Origin of the sequence: Streptomyces sp. NPDC057428, from assembly GCF_042803195.1 — a bacterium.
GTDB lineage: Bacteria > Actinomycetota > Actinomycetes > Streptomycetales > Streptomycetaceae > Streptomyces.
Genome location: NZ_JBHVCT010000002.1, coordinates 19,735 through 42,829, shown reverse-complemented (window position 1 = coordinate 42,829; position 23,095 = coordinate 19,735). Strand labels below are relative to the sequence as shown.

19 protein-coding genes are annotated in these 23,095 nt (G+C 70.2%); 9 read left to right on the top strand and 10 right to left on the bottom strand.

Annotated features, from left to right (window positions below):
- Positions 1–6: 6 nt before the first annotated feature.
- Entirely contained in the window at positions 7–1,392 is a 1,386-nt protein-coding gene (locus ACFU5K_RS01085; protein ID WP_384055201.1) for a DUF6716 putative glycosyltransferase, read from the bottom strand.
- Positions 1,393–1,611: 219 nt separating this feature from the next.
- Here ACFU5K_RS01085 and ACFU5K_RS01080 point away from each other — a divergent pair, with 219 nt between their 5' ends.
- Positions 1,612–2,595 carry a glycosyltransferase family 2 protein gene (locus ACFU5K_RS01080; RefSeq protein ID WP_384055198.1) on the top strand — a complete coding sequence of 328 codons (984 nt, stop codon included), beginning with the start codon at positions 1,612–1,614 and terminating at the stop codon, positions 2,593–2,595.
- Positions 2,592–3,965 (top strand): polysialyltransferase family glycosyltransferase, encoded by a 1,374-nt coding sequence (locus ACFU5K_RS01075; protein ID WP_384055195.1) that lies wholly within the window; start codon positions 2,592–2,594, stop codon positions 3,963–3,965. The genes ACFU5K_RS01080 and ACFU5K_RS01075 overlap by 4 nt, the downstream gene beginning before the upstream one ends.
- A 144-nt stretch (positions 3,966–4,109) precedes the next feature.
- Here the strand turns inward: ACFU5K_RS01075 and ACFU5K_RS01070 are convergent, their stop codons facing one another.
- A complete protein-coding gene (locus tag ACFU5K_RS01070; RefSeq protein ID WP_384055192.1) occupies positions 4,110–6,458 on the bottom strand; it encodes a glycosyltransferase in 2,349 nt (782 codons plus the stop codon).
- A complete protein-coding gene (locus ACFU5K_RS01065) occupies positions 6,455–8,008 on the bottom strand; it encodes a hypothetical protein (RefSeq protein WP_384055189.1) in 1,554 nt (517 codons plus the stop codon). The genes ACFU5K_RS01070 and ACFU5K_RS01065 overlap by 4 nt, the downstream gene beginning before the upstream one ends.
- A 217-nt stretch (positions 8,009–8,225) precedes the next feature.
- On the opposite strand from ACFU5K_RS01065, the gene ACFU5K_RS01060 reads away from it, so the two are divergent.
- A complete protein-coding gene (locus tag ACFU5K_RS01060) occupies positions 8,226–9,503 on the top strand; it encodes an acyltransferase family protein (protein ID WP_384055187.1) in 1,278 nt (425 codons plus the stop codon).
- A gap of 128 nt (positions 9,504–9,631) precedes the next feature.
- Here ACFU5K_RS01060 and ACFU5K_RS01055 read toward each other — a convergent pair whose 3' ends face one another.
- Positions 9,632–11,212, bottom strand: coding sequence for a methylmalonyl-CoA mutase (locus ACFU5K_RS01055; protein WP_384055184.1), 1,581 nt, complete (start codon positions 11,210–11,212; stop codon positions 9,632–9,634).
- Between the two features lie 235 nt (positions 11,213–11,447).
- Here ACFU5K_RS01055 and ACFU5K_RS01050 point away from each other — a divergent pair, with 235 nt between their 5' ends.
- Positions 11,448–12,320: a L,D-transpeptidase family protein gene (locus ACFU5K_RS01050; protein WP_384055326.1), complete on the top strand. Its 873-nt coding sequence runs from the start codon at positions 11,448–11,450 to the stop codon at positions 12,318–12,320.
- Between the two features lie 204 nt (positions 12,321–12,524).
- Here ACFU5K_RS01050 and ACFU5K_RS01045 read toward each other — a convergent pair whose 3' ends face one another.
- The 6 genes from ACFU5K_RS01045 to ACFU5K_RS01020 form a co-directional block, all read right to left on the bottom strand.
- Complete coding sequence (locus tag ACFU5K_RS01045) at positions 12,525–13,601, bottom strand: hypothetical protein (protein ID WP_384055181.1); 1,077 nt, start codon at positions 13,599–13,601, stop codon at positions 12,525–12,527.
- Positions 13,580–14,263, bottom strand: a complete 684-nt coding sequence (locus tag ACFU5K_RS01040; protein WP_384055323.1) for an RNA polymerase sigma factor — start codon at positions 14,261–14,263, stop codon at positions 13,580–13,582. Before ACFU5K_RS01040 ends, ACFU5K_RS01045 begins: the two co-directional genes overlap by 22 nt.
- A gap of 361 nt (positions 14,264–14,624) precedes the next feature.
- Positions 14,625–15,218: a hypothetical protein gene (locus ACFU5K_RS01035; RefSeq protein WP_384055178.1), complete on the bottom strand. Its 594-nt coding sequence runs from the start codon at positions 15,216–15,218 to the stop codon at positions 14,625–14,627.
- Between the two features lie 118 nt (positions 15,219–15,336).
- Positions 15,337–15,849 (bottom strand): hypothetical protein, encoded by a 513-nt coding sequence (locus ACFU5K_RS01030; protein WP_384055175.1) that lies wholly within the window; start codon positions 15,847–15,849, stop codon positions 15,337–15,339.
- A gap of 73 nt (positions 15,850–15,922) precedes the next feature.
- Positions 15,923–16,627 (bottom strand): DUF4328 domain-containing protein, encoded by a 705-nt coding sequence (locus ACFU5K_RS01025; protein WP_384055172.1) that lies wholly within the window; start codon positions 16,625–16,627, stop codon positions 15,923–15,925.
- A gap of 226 nt (positions 16,628–16,853) precedes the next feature.
- Positions 16,854–18,440, bottom strand: a complete 1,587-nt coding sequence (locus ACFU5K_RS01020) for a family 20 glycosylhydrolase (protein ID WP_384055170.1) — start codon at positions 18,438–18,440, stop codon at positions 16,854–16,856.
- A 235-nt stretch (positions 18,441–18,675) separates the two neighbouring features.
- Here ACFU5K_RS01020 and ACFU5K_RS01015 point away from each other — a divergent pair, with 235 nt between their 5' ends.
- The 5 genes from ACFU5K_RS01015 to ACFU5K_RS00995 all read left to right on the top strand — a co-directional run bounded on the left by ACFU5K_RS01015 (position 18,676) and on the right by ACFU5K_RS00995 (position 22,958).
- Positions 18,676–19,374 (top strand): 2-oxo-4-hydroxy-4-carboxy-5-ureidoimidazoline decarboxylase, encoded by a 699-nt coding sequence (locus tag ACFU5K_RS01015; RefSeq protein ID WP_384055167.1) that lies wholly within the window; start codon positions 18,676–18,678, stop codon positions 19,372–19,374.
- Positions 19,375–19,541: 167 nt separating this feature from the next.
- On the top strand, positions 19,542–19,922 hold the full coding sequence (gene sdhC / locus ACFU5K_RS01010) for a succinate dehydrogenase, cytochrome b556 subunit (protein WP_384055164.1): 381 nt from the start codon (positions 19,542–19,544) through the stop codon (positions 19,920–19,922).
- Between the two features lie 5 nt (positions 19,923–19,927).
- Positions 19,928–20,407 carry a succinate dehydrogenase hydrophobic membrane anchor subunit gene (locus tag ACFU5K_RS01005; protein WP_384055161.1) on the top strand — a complete coding sequence of 160 codons (480 nt, stop codon included), beginning with the start codon at positions 19,928–19,930 and terminating at the stop codon, positions 20,405–20,407.
- 29 nt (positions 20,408–20,436) lie between these two features.
- The gene (sdhA, locus tag ACFU5K_RS01000; RefSeq protein ID WP_384055158.1) at positions 20,437–22,191 is read left to right on the top strand and encodes a succinate dehydrogenase flavoprotein subunit; all 1,755 of its coding nucleotides are present in this window, start codon (positions 20,437–20,439) and stop codon (positions 22,189–22,191) included.
- Positions 22,191–22,958 (top strand): succinate dehydrogenase iron-sulfur subunit, encoded by a 768-nt coding sequence (locus tag ACFU5K_RS00995; RefSeq protein ID WP_384055155.1) that lies wholly within the window; start codon positions 22,191–22,193, stop codon positions 22,956–22,958. The genes sdhA and ACFU5K_RS00995 overlap by 1 nt, the downstream gene beginning before the upstream one ends.
- The last annotated feature ends 137 nt before the right edge of the window (positions 22,959–23,095 follow it).

The following is a 23,095-nucleotide window of genomic DNA, read 5'->3' as shown; positions in this document are numbered from 1 at the left end:
CGGTGGTCACAGCTCGCCCATCCGCCGGATCACGGGGGCGACCCGCTGGACGCCGTGGCGGTAGGCACCTCGGGCCGCGTTGCGTACGGTTTCGCGCACGGCGCCCCGGACCCGTCCGGTCTCCTTCGGAGCGACGGCACCGGGCAGCGGGTGGCCGTCCGGACCGAGGTGGTGGCGGGCGAGGATGCCGGGGAGGTAACCGGGGGCGGTGGCGGGCGTGTAGTAGGGCGTGAGGCGGGGGAGCGGGCCGGCCGCGAGCAGTTCACCGACCCGGGCGCGGGCGGTGTCGTAGGCCGTCGCGTACGTGCCGTCGGCTGCGACACCCTGGCCCGCGAGCCACTCCTCGTCGGGCTCAGGGCCGAGGCCGCCGTCGAGGTGGTCCCAGGACGTGATCAGTCCGGAGCCGATGAAGTGGTGGTTGCCGAGTGCCTCGCGCACACCCAGGTCGGAGAGGATCGCCGTCGGGATACGCCGGTGCAGGGATTCCAGGGCGGCCGTCGAGGACACGGTGACCAGCAGGTCGGTGCGGTCCAGGACCTCGCCCATGTGTCCGTACACGAGGCTGAAGTTGGGCGGCAGCCCGCCGGGGATCCGCTCCGCGAGGCGCTGGTAGGGCAGCTCCTCGATGTGCGTGGTGTGTTCGCCCGGCTTGGAACGCAGCTTCAGCAGTACGTCGCGGCCGGGGTGCAGCCGTGCGTGCTCGACGAGCCGGCGCAGCAGGTAGGTGCGCTCGGCGCGGGACGCGGGCACGGAGGGCTGGGCGGCGAACACGACGGTGCGGCGGCCCTCCCGCGTCCGGTGCGGCTCACCGCCGAGGAACGGCAGGGCCGCCTCGGTGACGGACGACGCGTCGGCGCCGACCCCCTCGTAGACGGCACGGAAGCGCGCCGCGTCGTGGCGGGAGTTGGCGAGCACGACGTCGGCTCCGTGACGCAGCAGGAGCCCGTCGGCGAGCTTCTCGTAGACGACACCGACGTAGCCCGTGACGACGACCGGCCTGCGGGGCAGGTCCAGTGCGGCCAGACCGTGCAGCATCGCCTGCACGGCGCCGCCGACGAGGGCCAGGACCACGACGTCGTACGCCTCGTCCCGGACGGTGTGCAGGAACTCGACGGCCGTCACCTCACGCACCCGCGCCGCGTCGACCCCGACCTCGCCCACCTCGGCGAGCTGACGGGGCGTCGGGGTGGCCCGGCCACGCAGCAGCAGCCCGCTGATCTCCACGGGGCGTACCGCCGCACCGGACTCCGGGGCCCCGGTCAGGCGGCGCGCGGTGAGCGCACCCCACTTCCACCGGGTGTCGGAGTCCGCGAGTACGGCGACCCGCAGAGCCGGGATCGCGGCTGTTGCTCTGTCGGCCTGATCAGCCGAATTCCTGGAACGTGGAGGCACGTCCTAGAAGCTAGAAAGGCATTTCGATGTGGAGCCCAACGCAGACGCAACAGATGGTTAACAGCCCACCGACGCTTGGATATCCGGCTCTTCGCAGGGGGTTCCGCTCGCTGTACGGCAGTCGGAGCCGGGCAGGTTTACAGATCCGACACGGTCCGTTCATGTCCCGTCCTTTCCGGGGACAAGCCGCATGACAAGCCCGCACCTAGCCTGATCGACGTGGTTAAGCTCTCCGTCATCGTGCCGTTCTACAACGTGCAGACATACGCGCCCGACACCCTCAGAAGCCTGCGTGCGAACGCCCGCAAGGATTTCGAATTCATCCTCGTCGACGACTGTTCGACCGACGGGACGGCCGGAATCCTGAATCGCGCGCGGGGCGAAATCCCTGGGGCGGTCGTCATCAGGCACGAACAGAACGGCGGACTCGCGACCGCGCGCAACACCGGTCTGGACGCCGCGAGCGGTGAGTTCATCACCTTCCTGGACGGCGACGACTGGCTCGCCCCCGGCTACTACGCCGACCTGCTCGCCCGTACCGAGGCGCTGGGCTGCGACTTCGTCCGTACCGACCATGTCCAGGCCGACGGCAGGACACGCACGGTACAACGCGTCCCGCACGGCCGCAGGGGCGAGGTCATGGACCCGCGGGACACGATCCTGCCCGCCGGCCGCACCACCTCGGTCGACTATCCGTACGCCTGGGCGGGTCTCTACCACCGCCGGCTCCTGGACCGCGGGCTGCTGCACTTCACGGACGGTCTGCGCACCGCCGAGGACCGGCCGTGGATCTGGCGGCTGCACCGCGAGGCGGATTCCTTCGCGGTGCTGGGGCTTCTCGGCATTTTCTACCGGCGTGGCGTCGCCTCGTCACTGACCCAGATCGGCGACGTACGCCAGCTCGATTTCATTCGCTCATTCGACCAAGTCGTACGGGAAACAGCGACCGACCGTGACGCGCAGGCACTCCTGCCGAAGGCGGTCCGTACCTACTGCGCGATCATTTCGCATCACATGAGTTCGATGGAGAGGTTCGAACCCTCTGTGGCCCGTGCCCTGAAATCGATGAGCGCCGGAGCCCTCAGGCGGATGCCGCAGGACGTGCTGGACGACGCCCTCGACTCGATGGACCTGCAGCGCGCGACCCTGCTGCGCCGGCTGCGCCGCCGGCCCGCCGCCGCGAAGGAGGTGGCGGCCGCATGAGCAGCAGCCGGACCCGTACGACACAGATCTTCTTCGCCTCCACCCTCTACGGCACGGCCACGCTCGCCGCCGCCATGGACGCGGGCGTCTTCGCGGACGCCGACCGCCGCATCCTGCTCGTCTCCAACAACGCGGCGATCCCGGAGACGACGCCCGCCGTCGACGCGATGTCCGGGTTCGACGCGCTGCGCGGCAGGTTCGACGACATCGTGTCCTGGAACACGACCATCGCCCCCCACCATCCGAGCGGCTGGGCCCCGCGCCCCGACGACGTACCGCTGTGGGAACGGCATCTGCGGCTCGCCTGGGGACTCGGCGAGGACGACATCGAGATCGCCGTCGAGTCGATCCAGGTCAACCCGGCGATGGCGATCGCCGAGATCTTCACCGGCGCACCGATCGATGTGTACGCGGACGGCCTGATGAGCTACGGACCGACCAGGAACAAGATCGACCCGCTGATCGGCACCCGGGTGCGGCGGTTGCTCCACCTCGACCTCGTGCCGGGGCTCAAGCCTTTGCTGCTCACCGAGTTCGGCGTGACGTCGCAGATCGTGCCGACCGAGGCGTTCCTCAAGGTACTCGGCGAACTGGGCGACGCCCACCCTGTCGCGGCGAGCCTGCCGTCCGTGGAAGCGCCCGCGCTGCTGCTGGGCCAGTACCTCTCCGCGCTCGGCCTGATCAGCGTGGCGGAGGAGGAGGAACTGCACCTGCGGATGATGCGCGGCGCGGTCGGACTCGGCCACACCCGCCTGGTGTTCAAGCCGCATCCGACGGCCCCGGCCCGGTGGTCACAGGCCATGGAGTCGGAGGCTGCGAAACTCGGCGCCGAGCTGACCGTGCTGGACTCGGGGCTGCTGACCGCGCCGGTACTCGCCGAGGTGCTGTACCAGCGGATGCGGCCGGCGCTGGTCGTCGGCTGCTTCTCGACCGCGCTGCTCACGGCGTCCGCGTTCTACGGACTGCCGGTGGCACGGGTCGGTACGGAGACGTTGCTGGAGCGACTGTCCCCGTTCGAGAACAGCAACCGGGTCCCGGTCACGCTGGTGGACGCGGTGGTGCCGGACCTCGGCGACCTTGGAACGGCCACGCGACCGGTTGCGGTGGCGCCGGCCGAGTTGAACGAACTGATCGCCGCGGTCGGCTTCACGATGCAGCCGAAGATCTATCCGCAGCTGCGCCCGGCCGCGGAGCGGTATCTCTCCGCCCATCTCACAGCCACGACCTGGCGCTACTTCAAGCGCAGGCGGCTGACGTCGCTGGGGCTGCCCGGCGGTGTGCCCTCGCAGTTCGCGTTCCTGCCGCGGAACGCCGCGGTGCGCAGGGTCGCGCGGCGGGCGAGGTCGTTGCGGAGAGCGGCGCGACGGTAGTCGGCCGCACGGCCACCGGGGCCCGGCCGGTCGGCCGGGGCCACTGCCGTCGAGCGCCGGCGGACTTCGAGCCCGCCCGGCGATCGGCGGAGAGACGAAGGGGGCGGGATGCCCGGTCGGCATCCCGCCCCCTTCGCCGTGTCGTCAGACTCGCGCGCCTCCCTGGATCACCCGGAGGTCCGCCGCGTTCGCCTCGGTGACCTTCCAGAGTTCCTGCTGCCGCCCGTGCACATCGGCCACCGTCGCCGCATGGTCGTCCAGCAGCCCGGCCGCCCGCTCCACGAGCCGTGCCCCGAGGTGCCGGTCATGGACGGAGATGCCCCACTCGGGCCGCTCGATGTCGGACAGGAAGTACGCCATCTTCGGGTGCGAGATCAGGCTGATGATCGGCGTACCGCAGCCGAACGGGATCATGCCCGCGTGCCCGCGCATACCGATGACCAGCTTGGTCCGGGCGTACGTGGACCGGATCTCGTCGTTCTCGAAGTCGTACATCGGGATCACCGGCAGCGAGATGCCGTGCTCGCGACGCAGGTCGAACGCGATGCGCTCGTCGTCCAGCGAGTGGGCCACGCACCGCACATCGGCGCGCTTGCCGAGCTCCTTCACCGCGGTGGCCATCTCGGCGAGGAAGTGCGCGTAGTCGTGACCGAAGCGGAGCCCGGAGCGGTCGTACGCGGCGTTGACCAGCACGGTGTTCTCGCGCTGCACGGGGTCGGTCCAGCCGTCCACCAGCTGCCGGGTCACCGTGGTCGGGCAGGGCTGGAAGCGGACCTTGTCGTGCAGCGACGCCGGCAGCAGCTCGCGGACCTTCTCGATCGAGCCGTGGTTGCGCAGCCCGAAGAAGGAGGCGCGCTCCACCAGTTTCCGCAGCGAGGAGAGGAACCTGTCCCGGCCGTGGCCGTACGCCTGCCCGTCGAAGGCGTTGAACCCGACCGCGTACACCATGACGGGTACGTCGATCCGCTCCAGCAGTTCGTCGGCGACGTTCCACTGCCAGCCGCTGTTGCCGTTCGGCGCGGTGTCCGGGATGAAGAGGCCACCGCCGCCGATGACCAGTCCACGGCGGGCGTTGACCCGTTCCAGTGCGGCCTCGTCGAAGAGCCGGTGGGCGTGGACGGAGTGCCAGCGGGCCGGGCCGGTGTCGCGGCCGAAGGCCAGCCGGACACTCTCCGGGAGCAGCTTGTCCCCGGCGTTGCCCTGTCGGTCCATGTAGAAGGCGACGTGCGCCAGCTGCTCGGCGGCCGGTCCCTCGGCGGGGGCCTCGACGTCCTTGGTGCGCTTGTACATCAGCCGGCTCGCCCGGTGGGTCGGGTCGACGCCGAGCCCTTCGAGGGCGTACTGCTCGGCGGTGGCGTCGTCGCCGTGGATCCAGGCGATCTGGGCGAGCCGGGAGAAGGCGGTCGCGGCCCGGTTGGGGGCGGCGCTGGCCAGCAGGAGCTGGGCGCGGGCCTCCTCGTAGCGCGAGACGCTCATCAGCGCGTGACCGAGCACCTCGTGCGGCCAGGCCTCGTCGACGGGGATCCGGACCCCGCCCAGCAGGTCGGCCGCCTCCTGGTACTCACCTGCGCCGATGTGGGCGGCGGCGACCCGGCGGGCAGTGTCGGGGTCGGCGGTGCACCGGACGTGCGCGGTGCCGTAGTGCACCAGCAGGTCGTGGTGCTTCGCACCGGGCAGCGCCAGGTACGCGGCGTGGAACTCGGCGTCGGACAGCTGGAATTCGCGCCAGCGGTCCTCGGCCTGGCCGTAGCCGGCCTCGCCGCCCTGCCAGGGCTTGTGCCGACCGGTGAAGTGCAGGATCGCGGTGGTGTCGGGCACCGGGAGGTCGCCGGAGAGCCGCCGCTTGACGAAGTTGTAGCGGGCGTCGAGCTGCACGAAGTCACCGTCGAGCACGGCGTTCAGGATGCCCTGGTCGTGCTTGTCGAGTTCGTACGTGCCCTTGCGGCCGACCTCATCGATCTTCGCGCAGAACTCGTCGCTCAGATACTCGCGCTGGATGACCAGCAGCCCGCTGTTGAGCTTGTGCTGCCCGTAGAAGAACTGAGGAACGGCGGCAAGACCGTCGCGCAGGGTCAGCAGGTCACCCAGATCGCCCAGGACCACCATGTCGGTGTCCAGGGTGATCACGGTGTCGTAGTCGCGCACCCGGAAAACGTCGAGGATGAAGTACGCCTTGCGCACCAGGTAGTTGTCCTGGTCACCCTTGGCGTACGTGTCGTAGTGCGCGGCGTCGACCCGGCGGAAGTCGACGCGCGGGTGCAGCGCCCGGATCTGTGCGACGGAGGCGGGTCGCAGCCCGTCGTGCAGGACGATGAAGTCCTCGCAGACCGCCGGGTTGGACAGGGCGAGGCTGCGCAGCAGGGCGAGGAAGCCGGGCAGATAGTTCTCGTCCACGAAGCTCGCGAAGGCGACGCGGCGCTTGCCGGTGAGTGCGTTCACGGGGGCGGGGGCCTGGGGTACGAGCGCGTCGCTCGTAGTGGGCGTCGTCGTCATCGCAGTCGGATCCTCATATCGGTGACGCTCTGGGCGCGTTCCATGACCCACGCCTTTTCGCTGGTGTACTCGTGCACGGAGGTGATGGGCATCTTCATCGCCGCGGGCAGCCGGTAGGCGCCGCTCTCGTAGAAGTCGAAGCCGATCAGGTCGAGCTGCGTGCTGACGTCCAGGTGGTCCAGCAGCCACAGCATGTTGTAGCCGCTGGTGGGGATGGCGGGCCAGACGTCCGCGCCGACCTTGCCGATGTTGCGCAGCGGCCAGCGCAGCGATTCGTCGCCGAGGTACTGCTGGGCTCCCGGCACCAGCCGGTTGCGCAGCGAGTACTTCCAGTCGCCGGAGGTGCCGCCGAAGACCAGCCGGGTGTGGACCTGTCGGTCCCAGTTGAATCCGTGCTTGTGGATGGTGGCGTGGATGTCGGTGCGCTCGCCGGTCGCGGACGGGTTGATCTTGTACGAGTTGAAGCGGACGACCAGGTCGTACTCGTCGATCTCGGCGCCCATCGAACCGGTGCCGACACGCTGCGAGTTGGCAATCAGGCAAATCGACTTGCCCGCGATGTGGTTACGGAACTCGCCGAGAGTGGTCCACTCGACGCCGCCGAAGGTGGGGTCGGCGATCGGGCCGCGCATCCGGGTCCGGCGCTGCTCGGCGTAGAGCGCGATGAGGTCCGTGAGAAGGGCGAGATCGCCGGTGCCCGCGTGGCCACGGGGCCTGCCCCCGCTGCCCGCCGCGCCACTGACCTCCAGCGCGAGGCCGAGGTACTGGGCCAGGGCCTCCTGGATCTCCGGCACAGGCGCGCCGGCCCGGTCCTGGGTCAGAAGTGCGCCGATCAGCCGGGGTCGTGCCGCGTTCCAGTCTCCCCGCCTGTGCAGCGCCAGCCCCTCGGCCCAGGACTCGGTGACGGACCGGCCTGCGAAGGCCGCGGCCTCGGGGCAGTCGCGCTCCAGCTTCCGCAGCAGCTCGCTCCGGCGCTCGGCGCCCACCCGCAGCCCGGCCGTCTTCGCCGCGACCCCGAAGCCGTCCTCGTCGGTGAGGTCGAGGTAGCGCTCGTACGCCTCGACTGCGGCGGCCTCCGCGCCCCTCGCCTCCAGCGTCCGGGCCCGCAGCCGCCAGCCCGCCCGGGAGCGGTTGCGCTGGGTGAGCACGGTGTCCGTGATGAGGATCGCGAGCTTCAGCTCGTCCTCGTAACCGCAGTCCAGCGCCTTGTTGCCGACCGCGAGCAGCGGGTCGAGCAGCGCGTCGCCGAGCACCAGGGCGGAGCCCGAACCGCCCTTGGCGGTACGCCGCAGCAGCGGGATCGGGGAGGCCGCGGAGGACGTCTGCTCCATGGTGGCGTGGGTGGCCAGCAGATTCCGCAGGGCCTCCGCGAGCGCCGTACGTCGCCGGTCGAGCCCGGCGACCAGCTTCCCGCTGTGCGCGGCGCAGGCGCGCAGGCAGGTCTCCAGTTCCGTCGGCCGGACGGTAGCGAGGTGGGACGTACCGCCTTCGGGCGGGAGCGAGTCCTCCGCGTCACGCTGCCGTGGCCAACGGGTGCGGGCTTTCGTCATGGCGCTCCAAGCGTCTGATGCCCGTGGGGGGGGAAGGGGGGCATACGGAGGGGTGCAGTCGTTCGGTAACCGTTTGAGGTTCCGTAGCACGCTAAGAAACCTGAACGACCGCAAGATGAAATCGCCCTGTCAGCACAGGAAACTGCTCCCCTCTCGTCCGTTTCGGGACCTCGGAGCGCCCTAACCTGACCCTTCGCCACTGTGGGAAGGGAAGGCCGTGACCATCACTCCGGAGAATCCGGGCAGGACCCTCGAGCGGGTACTCGCCGCCCCTGCGCCGGTGCCGGCGCCACCACGTCCGTCGTCGTCGCCACCCCGGGACCGCCGGCCGGCGCGCGCCAGACCCCGGCTGCGCGCTCTGGACGGGCTGCGGCTGGTCGCCGCGCTGATGGTCGCCGCCTACCACTACGGCGGCCGGGGCGGCGACATCACCAAGGCGTGGGGGACCTCCGCCGCTTCCCTGTTCCCCACCGCCCACACCTGGTTCGCCTACGGCTGCCTCGGGGTGCAGATCTTCTTCGTCATCAGCGGCTTCGTGATCTGCATGAGCGGCTGGGGCCGCTCACTGGCCTCGTTCTTCGCCTCCCGGGCAGCCAGGCTGCTGCCCGCGTACTGGGCGGCGGTCCTGCTGGTGACACTGGTCTTCGCCCTCCCCGCGGTGGCGTACAAGGCGGTCTCCCCCAGTGATGCGCTGGTGAACCTGACACTGCTGCAGCAGCCACTGGGCGTGGACCGGGTGCTCGGTGTGTGCTGGACGCTGTGGGCGGAGATCCGCTTCTACGCCCTGTTCGCCGTGTGCGTGGTGCTGCCGGGGGCCGGCAGGCGACGGATCGTACTGTTCTGCGCCGCGTGGACGCTGGCCGCGGCGCTCGGTAAGGCATCCGGCGAGCCTCTGGCCGAGGTGGTCCTGATGCCCGAGTACGCCCCCTTCTTCACCGGCGGCATCGGGCTCTACCTGGTCCACCGCAACCGGCGGGACGCCACGGCCTGGGGCATCGTCGGAGTCAGCTGGCTGCTCGGCCAGCACTACGCGGTGGCCACGCTGTGGCACCCGGCGGGCCCGCACGACTTCTCGTACCGCTCGTCGCTGGTCATCATCGCGATCGTGACCGCCGGCTTCGCCGCGGTCGCCGCGATCGCGCTCGGCGCTCTCGCCCGCTTCGACCGCCCTTGGCTGACGGTCGCGGGAGCGCTGACGTACCCCTTCTATCTCGTCCATGAACATCTGGGGTGGGTGGCAGTGAGCACGTTGCACCGGCGGCTCGGCATCCCTGCGGGGGTGACGGCGTTGCTCACAGTGGCGCTGATGCTGGCGCTGGCGTGGCTGCTGCACCGGTACGTGGAGCTGTGGTGCACCCCGCTGCTGCGCAGATCCCTGACGGGCGGGGCAAGGCCGGGCACCGTCACGGACCTCGGCAGGTCACACCCCGGTGAACGAGAGCTTCGCCGCGAACCCGAGGAACAGCAGACCCGCGGCCGTGGTGGCGCCTGCTGACAGCCTCTTGCGACGGCGGAAGACGGAGGCCAGGCGGGTACCGGTGTCGCACGGGGGTGCGACACTCCGTCCGGGCGGTCCGCGATGCGGTTGATCAGTCCTCGTCCGCCGTCAGACAGGCGCTCGGCTCAGAACGCGTCCGTCGGTACGTACGCCCCCCAGATCTCCCGCAGGGCGTCGCAGACCTCGCCCACCGTCGCCCGCGCCCGCAGCGCGTCCTTCATCGGGTACAGCACATTGGCCGTGCCCTCCGCCGCCCTCTTCAGCTCCGCGAGCGCGGCGTCCACCGCCTCCTGGTCGCGTTCGGCCCGGAGCTTCGCCAGACGGGCCGCCTGCTGGGCCTCGATCGCCGGGTCGACGCGGAGGGGTTCGTACGGCTCCTCCTCGTCCAGCCGGAAGCGGTTGACCCCGACGACGACACGCTCGCCGCTGTCCGTCTCCTGCGCGATGCGGTAGGCGCTGCGTTCGATCTCGCCCTTCTGGAAGCCGCGTTCGATGGCGCCGACCGCGCCGCCCATGTCCTCGACCCTGAGCATCAGTTCCAGGGCGGCGGCCTCCACATCGTCGGTCATCCTCTCGACGACGTAACTGCCGGCGAACGGGTCGACCGTGGCCGTCACGTCCGTCTCGTACGCCAGGACCTGCTGGGTGCGCAGCGCGAGGCGGGCCGACTTGTCGGTCGGCAGCGCGATCGCCTCGTCGAAGGAGTTGGTGTGCAGCGACTGAGTGCCGCCGAGAACGGCGCCCAGGCCCTGTACGGCGACCCGGACCAGGTTGACCTCGGGCTGCTGCGCGGTGAGCTGGACGCCCGCGGTCTGGGTGTGGAAGCGCAGCATCAGGGACTTGGGGTCCTTCGCGCCGAACTCCTCCCTCATCACCCGCGCCCAGATCCGGCGTGCGGCACGGAACTTGGCGACCTCCTCCAGGATCGTCGTACGGGCGACGAAGAAGAAGGACAGCCGGGGGGCGAAGTCGTCCACGTCCATGCCCGCGGCGACGGCGGTACGCACGTACTCGATGCCGTCCGCGAGCGTGAACGCGATCTCCTGCGCGGGCGAGGCACCCGCTTCGGCCATGTGGTAGCCGGAGATCGAGATGGTGTTCCACCTGGGGATCTCGGCCCGGCAGTACTTGAAGATGTCGGCGATCAGCCGCAGCGACGGCTTCGGCGGGAAGATGTACGTGCCGCGGGCGATGTACTCCTTGAGCACGTCGTTCTGGATGGTCCCGGTCAGCCGGTCGGCGGGCACCCCCTGCTCCTCGGCGACCAGTTGGTAGAGCAGGAGGAGGAGCGACGCGGGGGCGTTGATGGTCATCGACGTGGAGACCTCGCCCAGCGGGATCCCGTCGAAGAGGACGCGCATGTCGTCGACCGAGTCGATCGCGACCCCGACCTTCCCGACCTCGCCGGAGGCGATGGGGGCGTCCGAGTCGTGCCCCATCTGGGTGGGCAGGTCGAACGCGACGGACAGGCCCGCCGTGCCGTTGGCGATCAGCTGCTTGTAACGGGCGTTGGACTCCGTGGCGGTGCCGAAGCCCGCGTACTGCCGCATGGTCCACGGCCGGCCCGTGTACATGGTGGGGTAGACACCGCGTGTGAAGGGGTACGCCCCGGGTTCGCCCAGCTTCTCGTCGGCCTGCCAGCCGTCGAGGGCCTCCGGCCCGTACACCGGCTCGATGGGCAGTCCTGACTCGGACTCACGCGTCATGTGCTGTGCCTCCCGCTCAAGCTACTTATCGGTAATAAATCTCGCGACGGACTTTAGCGGCGGTGCCCCTGCCTGTCGGGAGCCCTCCGCTGGGACCTTGCTCACAGCACGCTCCCGAGCCCCGGGGCCGGCCTCTTCCATCATGCGCAGGATTCGGCAACCGGGCAGCGCGGGAATCCGTCTCATGAGACATCCGCGCCACGCGGGTGGCAGCGCGACGGTCGGGGGACCCATGATGAGACGCGTACGGGACGGCAGCCGGACCGGCAGGGCGCGCGCGGCGGCCGCGGCCGCCGTCGGTGTGGTGCTGCTGGCCGCCCTGACGACAGGATGCAAGGCCACACCCACCGGCCCCGCCGCCCCGCCCGGGGCGGCCGCGTCGGCCCCGGACGACGCCAAGCCGAGCGGAAGCGCGGGCGTCCCGTCTCCGTCCGCTACCCCGCCGGCGTCGCCGAGCGCCCGCCCCTCGCCGCGGCCACGGACGCTGATGTCCGTCGGCGACCGGAGCAGGCGCGTACGGGAACTCCAGGCGCGGCTACGGCAGATCGGCCACTTCGACCGCAGCCCCACCGGGTACTACGGCACGGCGACGGCCGCGTCGGTGCGTTCCTTCCAGGGCAAACGGGAGCTCCCCCGCACGGGCAGGACCGACACGGTGACGTGGCGGCGGCTGCTGGCGATGACCAGGAAGCCGACGGCGAAGGAGCTGGATCCGCCGGCCGTCAAGCCGGTCGCCCGCCCCGACGCCCGCTGCATGACGGGCCGGGTGCTGTGCATCAGCAAGAACAGCCGCACGCTGTCCTGGATGATCGACGGCCGGGTCGTCTCGGCGATGGACGTGCGGTTCGGCTCCCAGTACACGCCCACCCGTGAGGGAACCTTCTCGGTGTACTGGAAGTCCCGCCACCACGTCTCGACGCTCTACGACACCCCCATGCCGTACGCGATGTTCTTCAGCGGCGGCCAGGCGGTGCACTACTCGTCTGACTTCGCGGCCCGCGGCTACAGCGGCGCGTCGCACGGATGCGTGAACGTGCGGGACGAGGGGAAGATCGCGTCGCTGTTCGCCCAGGTGAAGAACGGCGACAAGGTCGTCGTCTACTGGTAGCGACGCGGGACGCGGAGATCGGGGGCGCGGGCGGGACCGGGGGAACGTGCCCCGCCCGCGCCGGGTGCGCCGAGCCGAAGGTACGGGGGGAACCCCGGCTCATTGCGCGGCCGATGACCAGTCGGCACTCAGTACTGCGCCGTAGCGCCGAAGAACGTTACAGCCGACGCGTTCATGCAGGTCAGAGGCGCACCCAGAGGCAGGTCAGCGGCGCACCGACAGGGTGGACGGCGAGCTCGGGAACGTCGTCGGCCGCGCCCACCCGCCGGGCGTGCCCCACGTGTGGAAGGTGACGGGCGGGAGGGAACCTCCACCGCTGTTCCCGCCGTCGTCCTTGCCGTGGTCCTTGCCGTCGCCCCTGCCCTCGTCGGCATTCCCGCCGTTCCGGCCGTCCGCCGCGAGGACGCGGTCGCAGAAGCGGTCCAGGTTCTCCTCGCCGTCGGCCAGCGCGACGAGACGGCGCTCCTGTTCCTCGCTCAGGGCGTCGGCACGGTACTCACGGCACGCCCGGACGGACTTCGCGAACACCCCGCCCGCTGAGCCGCCGGGCACGTCTCGCCCGTCCGTGCCGTCCCGCGCGCCGTGGTCGCCGGTGCCCCTGTCCCGGGTCCCGCCCTCCGGCGCGGGCGATCCGTCGCCGCCCGTCGCGCTCGGCGGTTCGCCGTCGGCCGGCTCCTCCTCGGCACCTCCGGTCTCCTTCGGACGCGGCGGAGGGCTGGGCGCCTTCGGCGTCCCGGACGGCGGGGCCACGGAACGCTCCGGCTCGGGTGCCTCGCCCCCCATCTCCTCGGGGGACGCGGCGCCTGATACGGATGCGGCGGGAACCGGTGAGCCGTGGCTGCCGAACGGCGTGGGAAACATGCCCGCGCCCCCGGCGACGGCCACCCCGCCGAGCGCGCACCCCACGAGCGAGACGGCCAGGCCGAAGCGCACCGTGCGGCCCCAGCGCGGACGCCGGGGTGCCGTGGACTCCGCCCGGATCCGTACGGCGGGCAGGGCGCCGCGGTTTCCGGCGATCGGGGCGGAATGTGCCGTACCGGCCCGCTTCCAGCTGCCGGAGGCCTCGCGGAAGGCCGCCGTCGCCACCGCCTCACCGGGCAGTTCGCCCCTGGCCGGGGCCGGGGTCCGCACTGCACGGAGCGCGGCCTCCAACTGTGCCAGCCCGGTCGTGGTGTGATCGTCGACGGACTCGACGGACGCACCGCGGAGCAGTTTCTCCGCAGCGTCCGAGTCAAGCCACTCGTGCTGCTCGTCGGCCATCACATGTCCCTCTGCGTCCACGGACGCGAATGCATCACACCTGCGGACGCCGCCGCACCCTTGCGGGCGGGGCGCTGTGCGGGTACGGCGCCCAGTCCCGGGCCTGCCACCGGGATCTCGTCCTCCTGGCCGCAGTCGCCGCCCACCAGTTCCGCGAGCCTCTTCAGACCGCGGTGGGCCGCGGTGCGCACCGCGCCGGGACGCTTCCCCAGTGTCATGGCCGCGCTCTTGGCGTCCAGGCCTATCACCACGCGCAGCACGACCGCCTCGGCCTGGTCCTGCGGCAGCTGCGCGATGAGGGACATGGCGCGGCCGGTGCCCAGGGACTCCAGTGCCTCCCCCGCCGTGTCGGACTCGGCGGCCTCACCGGCCAGTTCGCTCGCGTCGCCGCCGATCGCGGGGCGCCTGCCGCGCATCCGGATGTGGTCCAGCGAGCGGTTGCGCGCTATCCGGGCCGCCCATCCGCGGAACCGGTCGGCGTCGCCGCTGAACCGGTCGAGATCACGCGCTATCTGCAGCCAGGACTCGGATGCCACGTCCTCGGCGTCCGGTTCACCGACCAGCGTCCGTATGTAGCCGAGCAGCCGCGGGTGCACGGCGCGGTACACAGTACGGAAGGCGTCCTCGTCCCCGTCCTGTGCCGCGAGCACCGCGGCGGTCAGCTCCGCGTCGTCCCCCAGCACTCCCTCAACCCGCCCTGCTGATCCGAATCGCAGCTGGTCACCACTGCCGCGCAGCCCTGCGCGAGTCAGCACGCTACGTGGTCGGACGGTGCCCCGTCCATGACTTGTACAACCTGCAACTGTCTCCTGAGGTACTGCGGTGTGACAGAAAACGCACCCTTGGCGCTGAGTTGAGTACGGGGCCGCACTGCGGCTCCGTGGAAGACGACCGGGGCCTCTCCTGTGGGGGGTGGCGGCCCCGGTCGTCGTTCCGTCACCTCGGGCGCTGCGGCCGGCCGCACAGGCGGCCGGAGTCGTCGCTTTCCCGGCCGGTCAGGACTCGTCCTTCGCCACCGGCGCCACGATCCGGGTCGACGGTGGCCTAATGCCCCGACCCTGTCCCGAGGGCGCGGCCACGGGCCCGTCTCGACATCACCGCGCGCAGTACCCGCCGCCCTTCGGCCGAGAGGTCCAGCACCCGCCGCAGGCCCGTTCCACCGCCCGCTGTTCCCGGGGTCTCGGCGAGCACCTCCAGGATCTCGGTCTGGCGCAGCACTTCGCCGGTGACGAGCGGCCCGCCGCCGGCCGACCCGCCCGAGCGGTACAGCTCCAGCGCGTCGGCGTCACCGGCCGGGAAGTCGAACTCCCGGTGGATGTCGAGGGCCAGGAGCGAGCATGCGTCCGCCCAGGCCCGCAGCGGCCCGGCCGCGAACTCCCTCGGCGCGGCACCGAGCATCGCGCGCACCCGGGCCGCCGTCTCCCCGCCACCCTCGAAAGCGGCACGCTCCAGCGCCGCGTGTACGGCGTCGAGACGCTCCGCCCACTCCCTGCCGGTCTCGCAGCTCACCCAGAGCGGGCGCAGCGGTTCGGGATCGCTCCCGTCGTCCGGCGGCGTGAGACAGCGGTCCAGACAGGCGAGTGCACTCGCCGCCAGGCCCCGCTCGTCGGCACGGGCGATCTGCTCCATCAGAGTCATGGACGCCTCCCCTCGTTTCTCGGCGGCCCGGCCACTCAGTGACGAGGGCTGTGCTGCCTGTTACCGCGTACAGCGCCGGATGGCCGAAAAGCGTCACTCAGCCGGAACACCGAACACGTCAGGCCTCGGCCTGGAGGCTCTCGATGCCCAGACAGTCCAGAAATGCGAAGAAAAGTTCATCGCCGGACCGTTCCGGCTGCTCGATGCGCAGCAGTTCGAGCAGCGGCCCCTCGCGCACACCGCGGCCGGATTCAGCCGCCCAGCGCACCGCTCGTTCCGCCGCGTCCTCGGGCGGCAGGAAGAGATCCTCCAGCGCCGTGCCGTCCAGGCCGAGGTGCACGGCCATCGGCGCCCGGCCCAGGCAGGCGTACCACGATCCGCTGTGCGGCGCCGCGGCCTCCACGGCCACGCAGACGCTGTCCATGACGAAGCCGAGCAGCACCGGAGCCCGCGCGGCGTCGGCGAGCGCGGTCATGTTCCCCAGCGCCGGCTGACCCGGGTGACACCACACCTGCCAGCCGTCGGCGCGGAACTCCCGCAGCGTCAGCAGGCCACGCGCGTCCCTCAACGCCGGGTGGTCCGGGAGCGGTTCACCGCTGCGGCCCACCAGGTACACACCCCAGAAACCCACGTCGCGCTCCCCCCGCGGTCCGGCCTGCCATTCTGCCCGCCGGACACGCGGTGGGAGCGCGAAACGAGCCGACTCAGGCCTGTGGCACCCCGGCCGGCGCCGGGGCGGACAGCGGGTACATCCCGCGGGCCGCACGCTCGCCCTGCATCCGGGTCAGCTTGCGTACGAAGACGATCGCCATGACGGCCGCGGCGATGTCGAGCACGTCGGCGGCCATGATCAGGGTCACGGCGTCCGAGAGGTCGTCGACGTATTCGGTCGCGCTGTAGTTCTTCGACGCGCCCCAGCCGGCGAGCACCGACACCAGGTACAGCGTCCACCAGAGATTGAGAGGCGCGTTCGAGACCTTTCGCCAACTGCCGTCCGTGTTGGTCTGCGCGCTCGCGGTCCAGATGCCGCCGGCGACCCGTCGCGGGAGCCACATGTTGGCGATGGGGACGAACCAGGCACCGATCGCCCAGCCCGGCCGCATGGGCTGGAGGCCCGCGTCGAACACCTCGGCGTTGAGCCGCACCCGGCGGAACCAGATGATGAAGACGATGGCGGTGGCCAGCAGCGCGAGTCCTTGTACCGCAGCGGCCCGCTGGTAGAGGAGCTCGGAGTGGGTGGCCGAGACGAACTCGTACCGCGCCCCGTCGCCGATGTTCGCGTACTCGCCCCGGAGGTTCAGCTCCGCCGCGAGGGCGAACACGTCGACCGCGATGACCACCCCCAGCAGCACGACGACGGCTTTCGCGAGCCCGGCCGGCGAGCGCAGCCGGTGAAGTCCCTCCGACATCGGGGCGGGAGAGGGCTTCATCAGCCCGTTCGGCGGCGCGGGACGAACCGTCGCGCAGACGGAGCACCGCCCGTCCGCGGATGCGGCCGGTCTCGTACCGCAGGTCGTGCACAGCATGGAAGGACCCCCCAGGGTTCCGGTTCTCGGACATGGCCGCGCATCCCCCCAAGGCGCGCGGCCAGCGGAACCTAACCCTTCTCAACCGCGATGTCCACGGAGTTGGGGATCAGTTCACCGAGTCGACCTCGTCGGCCAGCGACTTGAAGTCGGCCCAGGTCAGCTCGGGCGTGCCCGGATCCCACAGCTTCTGGGAGACGGCGTTGAGCGGCATCCGGATGCCTGCGGCGACCTGCTCCTGCGTCTGCGCGTTCGGGAAGTCGCTCCAGACGGCGAACCGGCCGCCGAGGATCTGCTTCGAGTAGCGCTCGGCCACCGGCTCGGTGCCACGCAGGACGAAGGGGGTCCACTGCTCGTAGATCCGCTTGCCCGTGGGGTACACGAAGTCGTTGGGCTCGCCGAGTACGTAGTAGAGGAACTCGTCGTTGAGGTTGACGACCTTGCGGCCCTCGGCCAGGTAGTCCTGGGGCGGCCTGGCGCCGATTTCCTTGCCCGTCCAGTACTCGACCTCGATGCCCTTGTCCGCGGTGACGCTCCCGCCGCTGAAGAAGCCGTCGTTCCATGCCTTGGGGATCTTCTGCGCCTTGCGGATGACGGCGGCGCGGTCGTTGAGCCAGCCCTCGGCCAGGTCCTGGACGGTGGCGTCGGCGCCGTACTTCTCGCGTGCTGCCGCGGCGAGTTGAGGATAGGAGGCCTGCGGGCTGCTCACCGTGAGGGCCTGGTACTCGTCCGCTCCGACGTGGAACCAGGCGCCGGGGAGGAGTTCGGCGTACTCGTTCAGCAGGTCGTCGACGATCTGCGCCGACTCCGGCTCGGAGATGTCGATGGCGCCCTGCCGTGCCACGCCCTGCGTGTTGCGCAGCTGGAGGTCGGGGTGCGCGCGCAGGACGGCGCCGAGGTGTCCGGGAGAGTCGATCTCACCGACCACGGTGATGTGCAGGCTCTGCGCGAGCTTCACTATCCGGCGCACCTCGGCCTTGCTCAGGTGCTCGTCGGACACGACCTCGGGGTGGGTGTCGGACTCGATCCGGAAGGCCTGGTCGTCGGACAAGTGCAGTCCGAGCTGGTTGAGCTTGAGGTCGGCCATCTCGCGCAGCCGGTCCTCTATCCAGTCCGCGGAGTAGTATTTGCGCGCTATGTCGAGGTTGAACCCGCGCTGGGGACGGTCCGGGGTGTCGCGCACGACGCCCTCGGGCACGGTGCCGTCGGCGTTCAGCGACTGCTTGAGGGTGCGGGTCCCGTAGAAGACACCCGCCTGCCCGGGGCCGCTGATGGTGACCCGGCCGCCCGCCGTCTTCATGGTGTACGACTCCGGGTCGCCCTTGCCTGCGGAGAGCGCCAGTTCGACGTCACCTTCACGGGGGGACTTCTCACCCCGGTAGCTGATCTTCAGCTCCTTGGCGAGCAGCTTCGCCTCGTCCGCGAGTTCGGGGTCGGCCACGACGACGGTGCTGTTGCCGGCCGGCTTCCAGCCCGGCCCGCGCGCGGGGGTGTGCTCGCGCACCGCGGGTATCGTCCGCGGCGTCGTGGAGAGCGGATAGCTCCGGGACGGGGAGGGCGAGGTACGGGCCGAGGCTGCGCCACCGTTCCGGGTCCCGGAGCCGGAGTCGTCGGGCCAGACGACCAAGGTGAGCGTGACGGCGGCGGCGACGGCTACGGCCGCGCCGGCCACCAGGGTTCCGCGTGAGGGCGACATCGGTCAGAATCCTCCGGATCGGGGGCAAAAGAGATCAAAGACAACGAGAAAGCCGGACAATCCATCCGCTAATTCGTCCATCAGGCGTTCCGAAACTCTCCCGTGTGGGTGAATTTCTCGCACCCTTCGGTTGCTGGTCGCCTGGTCTCGATAGCGTTGCGGCACATACATCCCAGTCCTCACTTCCACGCTCTGAGCAACCTCGTCGCACCCAGGCCCGTCTGCAGGGTCACAGATGCCTTTCGTCCGAGGAGTCCCGCTGTCCAGGTCCAGCGAGTCCCACGCCGGCCTGCCGAAACAACCTCAGCAGACCGGGCGGGCAGCCGTACCCGTCCAGGGCCAGGGCCCCGCCCCGACCCTGCGTGAGGCACCGGCGGAGGCCCTTGTTCCGGAATCAGTCTCGGGGAGCGCTCGCAAGAATGCCTACTCGAACGGGATCCGTCACTTCAACGCCTGGCCGCGCGAGCTCGCCGAGGCCGCCCTGCTGGAGTGCTGCGGCAGCCGCCGCTGGGCCCTGCGGATGGCCGCCCACCGGCCCTACCCCGACCTGGACACCCTGCTCGCCGCCTCCGACGAGGCGGGGTACGACCTCGCACCCTCCGACATCGCCGAAGCGCTCGCGGTGGAGAGCGCACCCTGCCTGCACCACGCCGCGCCCCGCGCAGCCCACCTGGCGCTGCGCGCCGCGCACGCCGCCTACGAGAGCCGCTTCGGCCACGTCTTCGTGATCTGCCTCGACGGGCTCCGGCCCTCCCAGCACGTCGACCAGGTGCTGGCCTCCATCCGCACCCGACTGGCCCACGAACCGGACGAGGAGCGCGCCCTGACCGCGGAGGAGATGCGACGACTCGCCCGGGGCCGCATCATCGAGCTGGTGACGGAGGCCGGGCGACAGGCCGGCCAGGTGCCCCCGGTGTCATATGACCCCCGGTAGGCCGTCCGTGCCTGTTTGATTGCCACTTTGATCACACCGACGGGCCCCGCCGCCATGGAACCGACAAAGCGTCGCTACGATGGCCGGGGCCGGTGGACCGTACCCGGCCGGGTCAGACCGACAGTCAAGCCGGCCGACCCCAATCCCCGCTCCCGGAGGGTTCTTCCGTGCCGGCTGGAACGCTGTACCGCGGCCGGGAAGGCATGTGGTCCTGGGTGGCTCATCGAGTCACCGGTGTCCTCATTTTCTTCTTCCTGTTCGTACACGTCCTGGACACCGCTCTCGTGCGTGTCTCCCCCGAGGCGTACGACGAGGTCGTGGCCACCTACAAGACCCCGCTCGTCGCGCTGCTCGAGTACGGCCTGGTGGCCGCCATCCTGTTCCACGCGCTGAACGGTCTCCGTATCGTCGCCGTGGACTTCTGGGCCAAGGGCCCGCGCTACCAGAAGCAGATGCTCTGGACCGTCCTCGGTATCTGGATCGTGCTGATGGCCGGGGCCCTTTACCCCGTCCTCGGCCACGCCGTACGTGAAGTCTTCGGGAGCTGAGGCCAATGTCCACCGAGACTCCTTCGTCGGCGATCGGCGACGTCGAGGCCGTGAGCCTGTTCGACGTCGACAACCCGGCCCCGGTGATCGAGCCCCCGCGCCAGCGCACGGGCAAGACACCCAAGGGATCGCGCACCAACTTCGAGATGTACGCCTGGCTCTTCATGCGCCTGTCGGGCATCGTGCTGGTCGTCCTGGTCATCGGCCACCTGCTGATCCAGCTGGTGCTCGACGGTGGCGTGTCCAAGATCGGTTTCGCGTTCGTCGCGGGCCGCTGGGCCTCGCCGTTCTGGCAGCTCTGGGACCTGGCGATGCTGTGGCTCGCCATGCTCCACGGCGCCAACGGCCTCCGTACGGTCATCAACGACTACGCCGAACGGGACAACACCCGCTTCTGGCTGAAGATGCTCCTGTACACCGCAACGGTGTTCACCGTCCTGCTGGGCACGCTGGTGATCTTCACCTTCGACCCGAACATCCGCTAGGCGCCGGGACAGAGGGACCAGAGGAAACCATGCAGATCCACAAGTACGACACAGTCATCGTCGGCGCCGGCGGCGCCGGCATGCGCGCGGCCATCGAGTCGACCAAGCGCAGCCGCACCGCCGTCCTGACGAAGCTCTACCCCACCCGCTCCCACACGGGTGCCGCGCAGGGCGGCATGGCCGCCGCGCTGGCGAACGTGGAGGAGGACAACTGGGAGTGGCACACCTTCGACACGATCAAGGGCGGCGACTACCTGGTCGACCAGGACGCCGCCGAGATCCTGGCGAAGGAGGCCATCGACGCCGTCCTCGACCTGGAGAAGATGGGCCTGCCGTTCAACCGGACGCCCGAGGGCCGCATCGACCAGCGCCGCTTCGGCGGTCACACCCGTAGCCACGGCGAGGCCCCGGTCCGCCGGTCGTGTTACGCCTCGGACCGCACCGGTCACATGATCCTCCAGACGCTGTACCAGAACTGCGTCAAGGAGGGCGTGGAGTTCTTCAACGAGTTCTACGTCCTGGACCTCCTGCTCCAGGACGTGGACGGGGTCAAGAAGTCCGCGGGCGTCGTCGCCTACGAGCTGGCGACCGGCGAGATCCACGTCTTCCAGGCGAAGTCGGTCATCTTCGCCTCCGGCGGCACCGGCAAGTTCTTCAAGGTGACCTCCAACGCCCACACCCTGACCGGTGACGGCCAGGCCGCCGCGTACCGCCGTGGTCTGCCGCTGGAGGACATGGAGTTCTTCCAGTTCCACCCGACGGGCATCTGGCGCATGGGCATCCTGCTGACGGAGGGCGCCCGCGGTGAGGGCGGCATCCTCCGCAACAAGGACGGCGAGCGCTTCATGGAGAAGTACGCGCCGGTCATGAAGGACCTCGCGTCCCGTGACGTCGTGTCCCGCTCCATCTACACGGAGATCCGTGAGGGCCGCGGCTGCGGCCCCGAGGGTGACCACGTCTACCTCGACCTCACGCACCTCCCGCCGGAGCAGCTGGACGCGAAGCTCCCGGACATCACCGAGTTCGCGCGTACCTACCTCGGCATCGAGCCCTACACGGACCCGATCCCGATCCAGCCGACCGCGCACTACGCCATGGGCGGCATCCCGACCAACGTCGAGGGCGAGGTGCTGGCCGACAACACCACCGTCGTCCCGGGCCTGTACGCCGCCGGCGAGGTCGCATGTGTCTCCGTGCACGGTGCCAACCGCCTCGGCACCAACTCGCTGCTCGACATCAACGTCTTCGGACGCCGGTCGGGCATCGCGGCCGCCGAGTACTCCGCGAAGAACGACTTCGTCGAGCTTCCCGAGAACCCGGCGAAGCTGGTGGAGGAGCAGCTCGAGCGGCTGCGCAACTCGACGGGCACCGAGCGCGTCGCCGTACTCCGCACGGAACTGCAGGAGTGCATGGACGCCAACGTGATGGTGTTCCGCACCGAGCAGACCATCAAGACGGCGGTCGACAAGATCGCCGAGCTGCGGGCGCGCTATCTCAACGTGTCCATCCAGGACAAGGGCAAGCGGTTCAACACCGACCTCCTGGAGGCCGTCGAGCTGGGCAACCTCCTCGACCTGGCCGAGGTCATGGCGGCCTCGGCGCTGGCCCGCAAGGAGTCCCGCGGTGGTCACTACCGCGAGGACTTCCCGAACCGCGACGACGTCAACTTCATGCGCCACACCATGGCGTACCGCGAGGTCGCGGACGACGGCTCCGAGTCGATCAGGCTCGACTACAAGCCGGTCGTCACGACCCGCTACCAGCCGATGGAGCGTAAGTACTGATGGCTACTCCGACCCTGGAAAAGAGCGACAAGGCCGAGGCCGGCTTCGGCGACTCGCCCTACATCACCGCCACGTTCCGGATCCGCCGGTTCAACCCGGAGGTCTCCGACGAGGTCCAGTGGCAGGACTTCCAGATCTCGATCGACCCGAAGGAGCGTGTCCTCGACGCCCTTCACAAGATCAAGTGGGAGCTGGACGGTTCCCTGACCTTCCGCCGCTCCTGCGCGCACGGCATCTGCGGGTCCGACGCGATGCGGATCAACGGCAAGAACAGACTCGCCTGCAAGACGCTGATCAAGGACATCAACCCGGACAAGCCGATCACGGTCGAGGCCATAAAGGGCCTCACGGTCCTCAAGGACCTTGTGGTCGACATGGACCCGTTCTTCCAGGCGTACCGCGACGTCATGCCCTTCCTCGTCACCAAGGGCAACGAGCCGACGCGTGAGCGTCTGCAGTCCGCCGAGGACCGTGAGCGCTTCGACGACACCACCAAGTGCATCCTGTGCGCCGCGTGCACGTCCTCGTGCCCGGTGTTCTGGAACGACGGCCAGTACTTCGGCCCGGCGGCCATCGTCAACGCGCACCGCTTCATCTTCGACTCGCGTGACGAGGCCGGGGAGCAGCGCCTGGAGATCCTCAACGACCGTGACGGTGTGTGGCGTTGCCGCACGACGTTCAACTGCACGGACGCCTGCCCGCGTGGCATCGAGGTCACCAAGGCGATCCAGGAAGTGAAGCGCGCCCTGATCACGCGTCGCTTCTGACCCTCGCGTCACCTCCCGAGACCCCGTTCCCCGCGCCGCACGTGCGGGGAACGGGGTCTCTTGGTACGTGGGGGCGGGCCGGGACGGTACGGTCGTGCGGAGCCTGACCGGCTCACCTCTCCCGGCGCAGCACAGCA